The sequence below is a fragment of the Tsuneonella sediminis genome (genome assembly GCF_051912845.1).
Classification (GTDB): domain Bacteria; phylum Pseudomonadota; class Alphaproteobacteria; order Sphingomonadales; family Sphingomonadaceae; genus Tsuneonella; species Tsuneonella sediminis.
In genome coordinates this window covers 222,599-235,527 of sequence record NZ_JBNCBU010000002.1, presented here as the reverse complement: position 1 = coordinate 235,527, position 12,929 = coordinate 222,599, and the positions used below count along the sequence as shown (strand labels likewise).

General features: G+C 62.3%; 12 protein-coding genes and 1 pseudogene. All 13 read left to right on the top strand.

Annotated elements, in window-relative coordinates:
- Positions 1-301 precede the first annotated feature (301 nt).
- The 13 genes and pseudogenes from ACPV3N_RS11760 to ACPV3N_RS11700 all read left to right on the top strand — a co-directional run bounded on the left by ACPV3N_RS11760 (position 302) and on the right by ACPV3N_RS11700 (position 12,876).
- Positions 302-922 carry a hypothetical protein gene (locus tag ACPV3N_RS11760; protein WP_440117982.1) on the top strand — a complete coding sequence of 207 codons (621 nt, stop codon included), beginning with the start codon at positions 302-304 and terminating at the stop codon, positions 920-922.
- Between the two features lie 36 nt (positions 923-958).
- A complete protein-coding gene (locus ACPV3N_RS11755; protein ID WP_440117980.1) occupies positions 959-1,225 on the top strand; it encodes an HGGxSTG domain-containing protein in 267 nt (88 codons plus the stop codon).
- 277 nt (positions 1,226-1,502) lie between these two features.
- Positions 1,503-2,468 carry a tyrosine-type recombinase/integrase gene (locus tag ACPV3N_RS11750; protein ID WP_440117978.1) on the top strand — a complete coding sequence of 322 codons (966 nt, stop codon included), beginning with the start codon at positions 1,503-1,505 and terminating at the stop codon, positions 2,466-2,468.
- Positions 2,469-2,635: 167 nt separating this feature from the next.
- A pseudogene (locus tag ACPV3N_RS11745) lies at positions 2,636-2,803 on the top strand (UDP-glucose 6-dehydrogenase); the annotation flags it as partial.
- A 167-nt stretch (positions 2,804-2,970) separates the two neighbouring features.
- Positions 2,971-4,140 carry a glycosyltransferase family 4 protein gene (locus ACPV3N_RS11740; protein ID WP_440117976.1) on the top strand — a complete coding sequence of 390 codons (1,170 nt, stop codon included), beginning with the start codon at positions 2,971-2,973 and terminating at the stop codon, positions 4,138-4,140.
- Positions 4,137-5,330 carry a glycosyltransferase family 4 protein gene (locus ACPV3N_RS11735; RefSeq protein WP_440117974.1) on the top strand — a complete coding sequence of 398 codons (1,194 nt, stop codon included), beginning with the start codon at positions 4,137-4,139 and terminating at the stop codon, positions 5,328-5,330. Before ACPV3N_RS11740 ends, ACPV3N_RS11735 begins: the two co-directional genes overlap by 4 nt.
- Positions 5,327-6,460, top strand: a complete 1,134-nt coding sequence (locus ACPV3N_RS11730) for a glycosyltransferase family 4 protein (RefSeq protein ID WP_440117972.1) — start codon at positions 5,327-5,329, stop codon at positions 6,458-6,460. The genes ACPV3N_RS11735 and ACPV3N_RS11730 overlap by 4 nt, the downstream gene beginning before the upstream one ends.
- The gene (locus ACPV3N_RS11725; RefSeq protein WP_440117970.1) at positions 6,457-7,785 is read left to right on the top strand and encodes an oligosaccharide flippase family protein; all 1,329 of its coding nucleotides are present in this window, start codon (positions 6,457-6,459) and stop codon (positions 7,783-7,785) included. Before ACPV3N_RS11730 ends, ACPV3N_RS11725 begins: the two co-directional genes overlap by 4 nt.
- Positions 7,786-7,793: 8 nt before the next feature.
- A complete protein-coding gene (locus ACPV3N_RS11720) occupies positions 7,794-8,387 on the top strand; it encodes an LbetaH domain-containing protein (protein ID WP_440117968.1) in 594 nt (197 codons plus the stop codon).
- A 1-nt stretch (position 8,388) separates the two neighbouring features.
- Entirely contained in the window at positions 8,389-9,558 is a 1,170-nt protein-coding gene (locus ACPV3N_RS11715; RefSeq protein ID WP_440117966.1) for a polysaccharide pyruvyl transferase family protein, read from the top strand.
- On the top strand, positions 9,555-10,766 hold the full coding sequence (locus tag ACPV3N_RS11710) for a Coenzyme F420 hydrogenase/dehydrogenase, beta subunit C-terminal domain (protein ID WP_440117964.1): 1,212 nt from the start codon (positions 9,555-9,557) through the stop codon (positions 10,764-10,766). Before ACPV3N_RS11715 ends, ACPV3N_RS11710 begins: the two co-directional genes overlap by 4 nt.
- Positions 10,766-11,761: a glycosyltransferase family 2 protein gene (locus ACPV3N_RS11705; RefSeq protein ID WP_440117962.1), complete on the top strand. Its 996-nt coding sequence runs from the start codon at positions 10,766-10,768 to the stop codon at positions 11,759-11,761. Before ACPV3N_RS11710 ends, ACPV3N_RS11705 begins: the two co-directional genes overlap by 1 nt.
- Positions 11,758-12,876 (top strand): glycosyltransferase family 4 protein, encoded by a 1,119-nt coding sequence (locus tag ACPV3N_RS11700; protein ID WP_440117960.1) that lies wholly within the window; start codon positions 11,758-11,760, stop codon positions 12,874-12,876. The genes ACPV3N_RS11705 and ACPV3N_RS11700 overlap by 4 nt, the downstream gene beginning before the upstream one ends.
- The last annotated feature ends 53 nt before the right edge of the window (positions 12,877-12,929 follow it).

Genomic DNA, 12,929 nt, shown 5'->3' with positions numbered 1-12,929 from the left:
ATCAGCCAGGTGGAAGCATCACGATCGCGGGCCCATGCTCACACCTCTCAGGCAGCTCCCGGTAGGGCGGGCGGCGGCGATCCGGGTCTCTGGCCGGACGTGCGGTCGAGATCAACCACGGGCACTTGAACTTGGCGCTCGATCATGCCCGCGACGTGGCGTTATCGGGCAAGGGGGGAGGGGGGGAAACGCAGAAATGCAATTCAACCCCATGCACAGTGGATTTCAGCACCTTTTCCGCGCAGCCGGGAGCCGCTAGTATCATCACGGTCCTGTTTTTCCGGGGATGGGAGCGCGAGACGTGACGTCGGCGAAAGCGGCAAAGGCGAACCCGAAGAAAACGTCCGGCTCGCCGAAGGGCAAGACGTTCGAGGTGACCCCCGAAGGCGTGGCCGAGGCGGTTGGATCGACGTCCGAGGCGTTCCAGATCACGGCGATTAGCCAGGCGCTCGAAGCCTTGTGGCAGCCGGCCCGGAAACCCGAAGAGACCAGGGAGCGCGAACTGCAGGCGACGTACGACGCGCTACGCAGCATCGCCCCGCGCAGCGAGCTCGAAGGGATGCTCGCGGTGCAGATGCTGTCGGTGCACAACGCGGCGATGGAGTGCATGCGACGGGCCATGTTGGAGCAGCAGACGTTCGAGGGACGCGACCAGAACCTCAAGCACGCGGCGAAGCTGATGAGTCTCTACGAGCGGCAGCTTGCCGCGCTCGACAGGCATCGCGGCAAGGGACAGCAGAAGATCACCGTCGAGCACGTCACCGTCGAGGCGGGCGGGCAGGCGATCGTCGGTGATGTCAGCCTTGCCAAGGACAACACGATACCGGGCGGCAACCGCCAGCTCGGCGACGAGGGAGCCGGTTCGATCGAACCCTCGGGCGATCAGGCCCGCGTGCGCCAGGCGGCAGGCCGCCGCAGGTGATCGCGCTGGTCTTGGTGCGTTTGTGACGTGGCAGACATGACGGACCATTCGCGCAACACCGAACCGATGCGGGCCAGCCCGCGCTGCGGCGCGAAGACCAGGGGCGGTACGCCTTGCCGCGCGCCCGCGGTGAGCGGAAAGCGGCGCTGCCGCATGCACGGGGGCGCGGCCGGGTCGGGCGCGCCGAAGGGTAATCAGAACGCGCTCAAGAGCGGGCTCTATACCCGCGAGATGATCGAGATGCGGCGGAAGCTGGCGCAACTGATGCGCGAGGCGCGTCAGACCTTACGGGACCTGTCCTGAGCTAGGGGCGGCGCAGGCGAACACCGGGCGAGGCGAGCGGATCACCGATGAACTCGATGCCCGCGACCTCGAGCGCGGTCTTTACCTTGGCGAGCGTGCCACCTCGAGACGGGGGAATGCCCTGAGCGGTTTCAAATCGCTGGATCGTCCGCAAAGGCAGGCCCGCTCTGACGCCTAACTCAGCCGCCGATATCCCGATCAGGGCGCGTGACGCCCGAATTTGCGCCGCGCTTATCAAAGCTTGTCTTGTGTCGTATTTTGCGTCATAAAACTCGTCGTGTCTGGTCGTTCGGCAGGTCTGTGTCACCTCGACGCGATACTCGCTCGCTGCGACGGAGCATATTCTCCGATCACTCTTCGTGGCTACCGAAATGATCTCCTCGTGTTTATGAGTTGGTGCGTTCGGAGTGGCCAAAACTGGCTGCCCGCCTCGCCCGCATCGGTCGCCCGCTTTATTGACGAGGAAACAAACTCGAAGTCGATCGCCACGATCAGGCGGCGGGTGTGCGCGATCCAGTTCGCACACAGGATCTCGGACCTGCCTTCGCCGCTGCGCCACAGCGACGTGTTCCTCGCGTTGCGGCGGGCAACGCGCGCGAAACGGCGTCGCCCGCGGCAGGCGCTTGGTCTCACCGCCGGGATGCTTGAGAGGATCGCGGCGGCCTGTCCCGACACGCTGTTGGGTGCGCGGGACGCCGCGCTCTTCAGCGTGGGATACGACACGCTGTGCCGCAGTGCCGAACTCGCCGCCATCCACGTTGAGCACGTCTCTGCCGACCTTGGCAGTCTCGTGGTTCCGCGTTCGAAGTCCGACCCGTTCGGTGACGGGCGGGTGGCATTCCTCTCGGCGGCGAGCGCAGCCCGCCTGCGGCGATGGCTCGACCTCACAGGGATAGCGCAGGGCCCACTGTTCCGCGGTCTTCACACCGGCACGCTCTCGCCCACGTCGCTCGATACCTCTTCAATCCGTCGCCGGATCAAGGTCGTCGCACGGCGCGCGGGTCTGTCTCCCGACCAAGTCAGCCATCTCTCGGGACACTCGATGCGGGTGGGAGCGGCGCAAGACATGCTGGTCGCGGGCGTAGACGCTCTCGGCATCATGCAGGCTGGCGGGTGGCGCAGCCACGCGGTTCTCGCGCGATATGTCGAGTACGCAGCGGCGGGCGAGATGCACCACCGACGCTGGGCAAAACTGCAAGGGCAACGGAGTCGGTCGAGTTGCTACCATCCGGAAATTGCATGAGAGCAACGAAGGCGACGGGTAAGCCATTGACAACTTGTGTGTTGTGACCGATGCGCGCGTCCCCGGTCGCACGAGTGTGACCGGCGGCTCAAGGGCACTCGAGGAATCAAAAGAAGATTGCGATGGTCGGCTCGGACTATGTCGGTCTGGTATCGAGCGCGTGCTTTGCCGATTTCGGGCACGAGGTCGGGGCAAACGTTCAGGACGTTGCGCGCGGAATCGGGAGGGACGGACGCATCGGCGCCAAGTTCCTCCATGCCGGCCCCGGCTATGGCGGCAGCTCTTTTCGCGAGGACACGCTGGCACTGCTCAAGACCGTCGAGGATGCGGGTTCCATCAAATAAGCACTGCCGAGGCATGCGCATTGGTACGTGGGTAGGACTTACTCGGTGCCAAAAGAGTTCGAGAATTCAGAGATGATTTCGCTATTGTACAGCTACTGGCGCGTTGCAGACCTGACCCTGCGAACACCTAACCTCCGTCAAGCGCGAGGGTGACTAAGGTGAAGGTCCCACGCCATCCTCGTTTGTGCGTGTTCACTCGGGCATGGCTGTCGTCGGGCGCAGGGCTGTTTGCGCAGGAACTGGTGGCGGGCATGGGAGACGTTGGGGCAGAAGTAACCTTCGTGGCCCCTCGCGCTGAGAGTGCGCGGTTTGAAATACCGCGTGCCGGCATTGCTCGTATGCGCCCGCCGCGGGAGCGACGTGACAACGGGCCGAGGCTGGTGCGGATAATTTGGTCGCTTGCTCGGGTGGTTGGCGGGCTGGCTGCTTTGCTGCTCGCGCGGGCGCGCCACCGAATCTTTGTGGTGACTATACCAGATCCATTGATCTTCTCGGTGCCGATTCTCGCACTTCTTCGGATTACTGGAGCAAGAATAATCTTCGTGGCGCATGATCCCGTTCCGCACGCGTGGCGCCTACCCAAAATGTTTCGATGGCTCGAACTGAAAATGCATGAATCTTGTTATCGGCTGGCGGAGGCAGTCGTAGTACTTAGCGAGCCCGGTAGAGAAAAAATTCTCGAGACGTTCCCCAAAATTAAGACTCGGATCACAGTGATCGAGCATGGCGTTTTTCCCCTTGGCGAACCGACGCCGATACCGGGGGCTGGGCGGTTGTTGGTCTTCGGAGCTCTGCGGCGTAACAAAGGCATCCGAGAATCAATTGAGGCGACGGTTGCGGCCGCCGCCAGCGGAACGCCAGTAACGCTGGTAATAGCTGGAGAACCGCATAACGAGGAGCCAGGATACTGGCGCGCCTGCGAAGCGTTAGCACGGGCCCATCCTGAAGTAATTGATCTTCGGATCGGATACGTGCCGGACGAAGCACTAGAGCGACTGATTGCGGAATGTGACGCCTTTCTTTTACCGTACAGCGAATTTTTCTCACAAAGTGGTGTGGCATTGCTCGCGGCTTCGAACGCACGGCCGCTGATTGCTTCCCCAGTGGGAGGGATTGGTGCGCTGATGGCGGAAGGCATGCCAGCATCAACGATCGAGTTGCCTGTAAGCGCGGAGAGCGTGCGTCAGGCCATCGAGGACTTTTTTCGCACCTCGCCGGAGAGCTGGCGGAAATACGCTTCAAACTACCGGGCGGAGACATTGGCTCGGCGAGCCTGGCCGGCGATTGCAAGATCCTATTGCGAGTTGGTGCAGGAGATCTCTGCATGACGACCCGAGTAGCAATCGTACTGCCAGAACTGCTGCCGATGCCGCCGGTCCACGGCGGGGCGGTGGAGCATTGGGTCGAGGAGGTGGTGCGACGATACCTTCGTGACGGCGTCGAAATAACGATCTTCTCGCGGCCTGCTGGCGTCGCTGGCCAGCCGGGAGTCCATTATGTCGGGATACCCTGGACCACGACTGAGAAGCGCGCCAAGGCTTTGCGAGACCGCCTCGGGGGACGCAACCCGCTCAGGCCGTTGCTGAAGATCCAGAATGTTTGGTCCTATGGTCGGCGGGTGGTGCGGCAGCTGGACGGGTTTGACATCGTCTGCATCCAGAACGAGCCCAACCTGCTCGCGATGGTGCGAAAGCGTGCCGGGCAGCGTTTGGTGCTCCACATGCACAACGACCATCTGATTTCGCGCCCATTACGCTTGCTCTATGCGCGCGCGCTATCGAAGGCGGACCGGATCATTTGCGTCAGCGATTATATCCGCAAGCGGGCCGTCGCCGCCTTTCCGAAGCATGAGGGGCGGTTCGGGGTGGTCATCAACGGCACCGACCCCGACACATTCAAACCACTCGGGTCAGACGATGCGGGGGGCGCGGCAGCGCTGCTGGAGACGCTTCACGGCAAGGGGGTGATCTTCTATGCTGGCCGGCTGGTTGAACAGAAGGGAGTGCATGTCCTGATCGCGGCGTTCCGCACGCTGGCGGCATCCAATCCGGCGGCGACGTTAGTGATCGCGGGGTCGTCCTTCTTTGACGGGGCGGCGGTGACGGCCTATCAGCGGCGGCTGGCGGCGAGCGCGGCGGCGGTGGGGGATCGGATCGTTTTCACCGGCTTCGTGCCGCACGGGACACTAAAGCATCTGTACGCACGGGCGGACGCAATCGTGTTGCCGTCGATCTGGAATGAGCCCTGTTCGCTGACGGTGATCGAGGGGATGGCATCCGGCAGCGCTGTGGTGGCGACGCGGGTGGGTGGCAATCCGGAACTGGTGGTGGACGGCGAAACGGGCCTGTTAGTGCCGCCCGACGACGCTCCTGCGCTGCTGGCGGCAATGCGCGGGCTGATCGACAATCCGGAGCGGCGGGCGGCCCTGGGGGCCGCGGCACGCGCGCGCGTGATCGCGCAGCTCAACTGGGATCGTGTCGCGCGTGACTTCGCCCGCGAGCTGGAGGGGCGGGGATGATTGTGATCGTCTATCCGCAGCTTGAGGGGGTCGGCGGGATCGCGCGGTATCTGCGGTCCTTCCTAGCCAATTACCCGCCGGACGCGCCTGAGCTGCTGGTCCTCGCGGGAGATCGGGGGCCGGCGGTGTCGGCACCGCCCAACGTGACGGTCGAGTATCTAGGAATGGCCGCCGACCGGGGCGGGCAGGCGAAGTGGTCCCTCGCAGTTCGCCGTCGCCTCAAGGCGATCGCCCGGACGGGCAAGCTGCAGGCGATCAACCTCCAGCTACCTCCGCTGATCCCGGCGCTGATGGTGCAACGGCTGGCGCCGATCATCGTGACGGCGCACACGACCTATCTGGGCATGTCCGGGCAATTTTATTCGCCGCGACGCTTTACGAGTCACTGGAGCGCCATGTCGATCGCGATCAAGAAGGCGATTGAGCGCACCTTATTCGCCCGTGCCTCCGCGATTATCAGCCTGACCGAGCAAGGGCGGCAGGAAATTGAGCGTTATGGCTACAAGGGGCCCGTAGCGGTACTGCCCAATGGCGTCGACATCGCTCAGTTCGCGCCCTCTATCGATCCGATGAAGACGATCGACGTGATCTTCACCGGACGGATCGAGAAGCGGAAGGGCAGCCGGCCGATGGTGGAAATCGTTCGGCGTCTAGTGGCTGCGCGCCCCGGGATCCGCATCTGCATCGTCGGCTATGGGGAAGATGAGGACCACGTCCGCGCGGAATTGGGTGGGCTAGGGGACCGAGTCGAGCTCACCGGCAAGATCCCGTTCGATCAGATCGCCGCCCGGCTCGACGCCGCCACCGTCTATGCGTCGGCTTCCTATTATGAGGGTCTGCCGGGCACGTGCATGGAGGCGATGGCGATGCGCCTGCCGGCGGTAGTTTGGGATTTCCCATTTTACAACGGTTTGGTGGACGACGGTGCCACCGGCCGCCGCGTGCCTCCCAACGACATGGACGGGTTTGTGGGGGCTGTGACGGCGCTCCTCGACCGGCCCGATAAGGCGTGTGCTATGGGTGCGCGGGGCCGGACGCGGGTAGAGGCGGAGTATGACTGGGCGAATCTCAGTCCGCGTATCGCCGCCGAGATGGCCGAGCATGCCGGCCGCGCGACCGCGGCTCGATGACGGGCGTCGCGAGCCCGGCTGCCGCCGGCAATGGCATGAACCGCGGCAAGCTCTACATGCTCGCTGCGACGATCGCGCGGATGAGCGCAGGGCTAATCACCTTCATCCTGCTCGCGCGCTATCTGGGGCCGGTCCAGTTCGGCCTGATCGCGACCGCCATAGCCTACGCCACCTTCGCAGGCATTGCGAGCGACTATGGTCTCTCGACCTATGCGCTGCGAAACGCGAGCGCGGATCGCGAGGAGGCGGCGCGCATCGTCGGCGAAGCGCTGGCGGTCAAGACGCTGCTGTCGGTGTCGGTGTTCGCGCTATGCGCGGCGCTCTTCGCCGCGGTCCTGTCGCCTTTCGATACTTCGGTCTACGCGCTGGTGTTCGCCGGCGCGCTTGCGGCATCCTTCGCGGACCTCGCGCTCGTAGGAGTGCGCGCGCAGCAGCGCTTCGATATAGAGGCCAAGCTGGTGGTCGCCGCCAGCGTCTTCTGGATGCTGGTGGTCGGCGGCGTAGCCGCGCTGACCCTGGACGTGCTGGCAAGCGCAGCCGCCTTCGCGGCCACCCGGATCGGCTATCTGCTCGTGGTGATGATCGCGCTGCGCGGCTGGATCGACGCTCCCGCGCGGTGGCGGCGATCGGCTACTCAGCTGCGGACAACCCTGTCCGGCGCCTCGGCCTATGCAGCTGACAGCGTACTGACGACGGTTTCCGGTCAGATCGACATTCTCGTGCTCGGGCTCTCGTTGGCGGCGTACGAGATGGGCATCTATCAGGCAGGCGCGCGCTTAGTTCAGGTGATCGTGCCCTTCGCGGTGGTCTTATCGACCGTCTATCTCCCCGCCATGGCAGGAGCAGTGTCGGCCGACCGAAAGGAGGCCTATTCGGCATCCCGGAACCGTCTGACGCTTGAGTTCACCGTTATTGCTATCCTTGCAGGGCTCGGCTTTGCGATGCTTGGGCCGCTTGTTTCACGGCTGCTCTACGGTGACAGCTACGACGCGCTCTTTTCTTTATGGCCCGGCTTCGCTGTGTTCGTGATATTCCGCTTCACGGCCGCCGCCTACGGCATTCAACTCGTGGCAATTGGCCGCATCAGGCCGCGGATCATCGCGCAAGTGGCTTCGATCGCGATGTTCGTGCTGTCGTCGCTGATCCTACTGCCCACGCACCGGCTGGAAGCGACGTCGTGGCTGCTGGCGCTATCATCGCTCGTCACCTTCGTTATTCTGGCGGGCGCGGTTCTTTCTCGGGGGGGAGGCGGACGCGTTCTGTGGGGCGCAGCGGCACTTACTCTGCTTGCCGCGATACTTATCTCATTATTCGCTCCACGTTAGGAGATTCGATGATTCGATCTATTCTCAACCGGCTCCACAGGCGGCCAACGCTTTTGCAAGAACTGGAGAGCGAAGTGCTGCGTGCTCGCTTCCGCGATCGAGGAGTCGACGTCGGTCTGTACAGCTATGGATGCTTTGATCTCCAGCGAGTTCCTGCGGGCGTGCGCGTCGGCAGATATTGCTCGTTCGCGCCGAGCAGCCAGATCTTCTTGCGAGATCATGGCCTGAACTTCTTGGGGTTAACGGCCTATCTTTATAATGCGGAGCTGGGCGTGGTGGATGAGAGCACGATTGAGCATGCCCGAATGGAGATCGCGGACGACGTCTGGATCGGACACAACGCAATTCTGCTGTCGGGAGTGGGTGCGGTCGGACGGGGAGCAGCGATTGCCGCGGGAGCCGTGGTGACCAAGCCGGTTCCCCCTTATGCAATCATGGCTGGCAATCCCGCCCGGGTGATTAGGATGCGGTTCGACGAAAGGACAATCGACGCGATCGAGGCGACGGAATGGTGGAGGCTCGACCCGGCCGCTCTCCGGGAATTGATCAAAAGCAATCCGGATCTGGTGTTCTCCCCAGCACAGCATTTTTTGGCAGACTGAGGTGACGCGCCCCATTCATATCGCACTTCTGTGGCATACCGTCGGGCACGGCAATCTTGGCGTAGATGCGTTGGCGCGGTCCAACGCCGCGATCTTGCGGGCGGCGGCCGAGCGGTCAGAGCGAGTGGTGCAATTCACCACGCTCGGATCGGGGCAGCCACAGTCGATTGAAGCGCTGCCCGAAGATGTCACGGTGGGACCAATGCCCCGGATCAAGCCGCTGCTAAAGCTGCAGTCCGACTATTTAGCCGTCCTCAGGCGGAGTGACCTTGCAGTCGACATTGGTGAGGGCGACAGCTGGACTGACATCTATGGCCCGCGGCGATTCGCCTTCCACTTCGGGACCAAAGTTGCCGCGCTCGCGCTTCGCAAACCGCTGGTGCTCGCGCCGCAGACGATTGGTCCATTCGCATCCACGGTGCGCCGGCGGATGGCGTTCGCGGTGATGAACGGTGCGCGGGCGGTGTTCACCCGCGACTCGCTCTCTACCGGCTATCTGCGTACGCATGGTTTACGCGCCGAGACGGCCGAATACATGGACGTTGCATTCCGTCTCCCTTTCACGGCGCGTTCGCGCGGCGCGGGCGACAGGGTACAGGTCGGTCTTAACGTGTCCGGGCTGCTCTATAATGGCGGCTATACTGGTGCCAATGAGCTTGGCGTCACCCTTGATTATCCCGATTATAGCCGGCGCCTGATCGAGGCGTTGCTAGCCCAGGGCGCCGACATCCACCTAATCGCCCATGTCACGGCCGAAGGTGGCAATGACGACGACCGCTCGGTTCTCCCCGAGCTGGTCGCGCGTTATCCAGCACTGAAGATAGCACCGGAATTCCGATCTGCATCGTCCGCCAAGAGTTTCATGTCGGGCATGGACTTCGTGGTCGCCGGCCGCATGCACGCGTGCATCGGCGCCTTCTCGGCCGGCGTTCCGGTGGTGCCCGTCGCCTATAGCCGCAAGTTCAACGGCTTGTTCGATACGCTGCGCTACCCTCACTACGTGGACGGCAAGGCGATGGACACCCAAGCCGCCCTGGCCGCCACGCTGCGGGCGTTCGCCGAACGAACGAGGTTAGAGGCGGACATCACGCATGGTCTGGAGATTGCCCGGGACCGGCTAGCCGCATATGAGGATCGAATGGCCATGCTGATCGCGGGACTGCGGGCATGAGCATCGATCTCGCCACCATCGTCGATAATGGCATGTGCCTGGGGTGCGGCGGTTGCGTGGCCGCCATCGGGCGGCCAGATTTTGCGATGGAGATGAGCGCTGAGGGCTATCTGCGTCCCATTGCCGCAACGCCGCTCTCGGCTTCGGAGCGCGAGACGCTGGCGGAGGTCTGCTCCGGCCGCACCATGGCCCATGATGGTGAGGCTGGGCTGGATTATCATCCTCTTTGGGGACCACTTCGCCGGGTCGCGACCGGGCATGCCACTGATCCGGAAGTCCGGTATCGCGGATCCTCCGGCGGAGTGCTCACGGCTATCGCAATAGCGCTGGTCGAGTGCGGCGCGGTCGAGTTCGTGCTATCCACGGCGGCCGGCGCGGACGACCCGATCGGCAACGAGACCGCGCCGCGAGGAGACCGGAACGCGCTGATGGCTGCGGCCGGATCTCGCTACGCGCCATCTGCGCCCCTCGCGGGCTTGGAGCGGCATCTTGCGGCGGACTCCCGCTTCGCCTTCATCGGCAAGCCCTGTGATGTCGCTACGCTGCGCCGGATGGCGAAGCGGGATCCTCGCATCGATCGATGTATTCCGTACATGTTCGCGTTCTTTTGCGCGGGCGTGCCGAGCCGCAAGGGCACGCTTGACTTGCTCGACGCGATGGGCCTGGCCCCGGCAGACGTCGGCAACTTCCGTTTCCGAGGTGACGGCTGGCCGGGGCTGGCGCGCGCGATTTCCCACGACGGGAGCGAGGCCACCATGGATTATAACAGCAGCTGGGGCACGATCTTGAATCGACACCTCCAGTTCCGCTGCAAGATTTGCCCGGATGGCACTGGCGAGTTCGCAGACATCGTCTGCGCGGATGCCTGGTACGGCAAAGACGGTTATCCCGAATTCGCCGAGCAAGACGGGCGCAGCCTTATCATCGCGCGCACCCCTGCGGGCGAGCAACTACTGCGAGAAATCGAGTCGGCAGGCCGAATTACAACGATGCCGCTTGACGTACGAGAGATCGCGCGGATGCAACCCTACCAAGCTCATCGCAAGTGCAACGTCATCGCGCGCTTGGCCGGCCTTAAGGCCAAGCGTAGGCCAACCCCGCGCTACCGCCGTCTGGGGCTGTTGCGGCTGGCGTTGCGTTCCCAGCCGTTGGAGCAAATTCGGAATCTTATAGGTACTTACCGGCGGGCGATCGGAAGGCTAGCGTGATGGCTACAATTGCTGACGATCGACGAACGGTCGCTGTCGTCCTCAATTGGCGTGGCGCGAACGACACGCTGCGCTGTGTTGCGAGCCTCGTTGCGCTGGATCGTCCGCTTGATATTGTGGTGGTTGACAACGCTTCTCCAGACGGCTCGCTGAACTCGATCCGTGCTGAGCTACCGGCAATTCTGCCGCCAAGAGGCGATATAGAAGTGCGTGAGGCGGAGCCGGCGCCGTCGGTAGCGCCGTGGCGAACAGACGGCGGTCGTACACTGCTGCTCGTTCAGAGCGGGCGCAACGGCGGTTATGCGTTCGGAAACAATGTCGGTGCGGCGCTTGCACTGCAGCAGACGTCGACGGCGTTCGTATGGATCCTCAACAACGACACAATCGTGCCGAACGCGACTACGCTTGACGCATTAGTAGCCCGCATGGACGAGGATGGGTCAATCGGGATCTGCGGCGCAACGGTTGCGTATATTGGCCGCGGTAGCGCCATTCAAACTCGTGCAGGTGGGACCTTTAAATCTCTCCGAGGGCGCTGCATGCCGATTGGGGCGGGTGACGCACCAGACCAGCCGGTCGATCGCGACGCAGTCGAGCGCGAGCTCTCTTATGTCAATGGTGCGGCCAGCTTTGTGCGGCGTCAGGTATTCGAGACGATCGGATTGATGCGCGAGGACTTCTTTCTATATTGGGAGGAGTTCGACTGGGCCCGCAGGTTGTGGCCGCACTTCCGGCTTGGCTACGCCCCGCAGGCTCTGGTCCTGCACGCGGTAGGAGCCTCCATCGGCACGGATGATTTCGGCGGCGGATCGCCCTTGTCCGCTTACTATCTCAGTCGCAACCGACTACGCGCCCTTGCCCTTCACGCGCCATTGTCGCTGATACCTGCGATCGTCGATGAGATGTTTTCAGTGCTGCGAGCCTTGCTTAGCGGTCGCAAAGAGCAAGCAAAGGCTCGCGTTCGTGCAATCTTGGGTTTGGAGCATCGCTTATGAACCGCCGGGTTCGTCCTCGGATCATGTTCCTTGGCTTACGCGGCATCGGTGGTATCCAAGGCGGCGTAGAGACCCACGTTTCTGAACTTGTCCGCAATCTGCCATACGCCCGCGAAGAGTTGGAGGTAATCGGACGCCGGCCATACCGGCGCACTGACCTGCAGAACGACCCCGCGTCGCCAATAATTCGTTGGCTGCCAGCGTGGCGTCATCCCTTTGTGGAAGCAATTTTCCACTCACTGTTGGGTGTTCTATATGCGGCCGTTCGCCGCCCGCACTTGCTTCACATTCACGCGATTGGACCGAATATCGTCACCCCACTCGCTCGCCTGTTGGGGTTACGAGTCATTTCAACCCATCATGGTGAAGATTATAGACGCGAGAAATGGGGCAGAGTAGCGCGCCTAATTCTTCGATTAGGGGAGCGTAACGCGGTTTGCAGCGCCAACGCATGCATCTCGATCTCGCCAACGGTGACAAACACTCTTGAAGCCCGCTTTAACCGCCAGGTGTTCTATATTCCAAACGGCGTGAGTCCACTTCCGCCGCTTTCGGCAGGTGAAACGCTAGCGCGGATGGGGCTACGACCTGGAGAGTACGTGCTAAACGTCGCAAGGTTAGTGCCAGAAAAAAGGCAAATCGACCTTATTAATGCGTTTCGCGCTTCTAATCTGAGGAACGCGAAGCTTGTCCTTGTAGGAGGAGCTGACCACCATACCGATTACACTAAAGCAGTGCACGAACTTGCCTGCGGGGATCCCCAAATTGTACTCGCAGGCCACTTATCCGGACCACCTTTAGTAGAGGTATTTAGCAACGCGGCTTTGTTCTGCCTTCCTTCAAGCCATGAAGGTCTTCCCATTGTGCTCTTGGAAGCCCTTTCGTACAATTTGCCAGTGTTACTGAGCGATTTGCCAGTCTATCGGGCTATGGGAATGCCTGCTCAATGCCTAGTGCCTGTGGGCGATGTACAATCTTTGGCGGCCAAGCTTTCGACTTCCTTTCCGCAATATCCGACTAGAGCAGACTGGCAGGAGACTTTGAAGCCTTATCGTTGGCGGCAAATCGCTAAGGAAACTGCTAAAATTTACGAGCGCGTGATTTGCAAGAAATGAGAAACAGTGGAATGAGAGGCAAGTTAACTGTCCAGGATTATCATAATCGACGG

Coding starts and splice junctions, on each gene's coding strand:
- ACPV3N_RS11710 (WP_440117964.1), top strand. CDS start 9,555: ATGAGCATCGATCTCGCCACCATCGTCGATAATGGCATGTGCCTGGGG.
- ACPV3N_RS11730 (WP_440117972.1), top strand. CDS start 5,327: ATGATTGTGATCGTCTATCCGCAGCTTGAGGGGGTCGGCGGGATCGCG.
- ACPV3N_RS11735 (WP_440117974.1), top strand. CDS start 4,137: ATGACGACCCGAGTAGCAATCGTACTGCCAGAACTGCTGCCGATGCCG.
- ACPV3N_RS11725 (WP_440117970.1), top strand. CDS start 6,457: ATGACGGGCGTCGCGAGCCCGGCTGCCGCCGGCAATGGCATGAACCGC.
- ACPV3N_RS11705 (WP_440117962.1), top strand. CDS start 10,766: ATGGCTACAATTGCTGACGATCGACGAACGGTCGCTGTCGTCCTCAAT.
- ACPV3N_RS11755 (WP_440117980.1), top strand. CDS start 959: ATGACGGACCATTCGCGCAACACCGAACCGATGCGGGCCAGCCCGCGC.
- ACPV3N_RS11700 (WP_440117960.1), top strand. CDS start 11,758: ATGAACCGCCGGGTTCGTCCTCGGATCATGTTCCTTGGCTTACGCGGC.
- ACPV3N_RS11720 (WP_440117968.1), top strand. CDS start 7,794: ATGATTCGATCTATTCTCAACCGGCTCCACAGGCGGCCAACGCTTTTG.